Annotated in this window: 1 protein-coding gene; it reads right to left on the reverse strand. The window is 67.0% G+C overall.

The window, feature by feature from the left end:
• The coding region (locus CBX98_RS25660; protein ID WP_146192926.1) for an MFS transporter at positions 1 to 358 on the reverse strand (358 nt) is incomplete at both ends.

The raw sequence follows: 358 nt of genomic DNA on the forward strand, positions 1-358 counted from the left end.
CGATGCCGATCAGCAGGACAAAACGTTCGCGTGCAGCGCGGTCCAACGGAGCCCGGGCCGCGCGCATCGCGGCGCCACGCGCCGGTTCGGGCGGCAGGTAGCGACGGCCGCCCAGATAGATCACCAGCGAAAGCAGCATGCCGAAGCCCGCCGCAGCGAAGCCCCAGTGCCAGCCGTAGACCTCACCCAGCGTGCCGCATACCAACGGAGCCAGGAAGCCGCCCAGGTTGATGCCCACGTAGTAGATGTTGTACGCACTCTTGCTGCGCACGTCGCCATCGCGGTAGAGACCCTCGATCTGGCTGGCCAGACTGGGCAGGAAGAGTCCATTGCCCAGCGCGATGGTGATGAGCGCCGG

Source organism: Vibrio sp. T9 (assembly GCF_003123985.1).
In the GTDB taxonomy this organism is placed as follows: domain Bacteria; phylum Pseudomonadota; class Gammaproteobacteria; order Enterobacterales; family Vibrionaceae; genus Vibrio; species Vibrio diabolicus.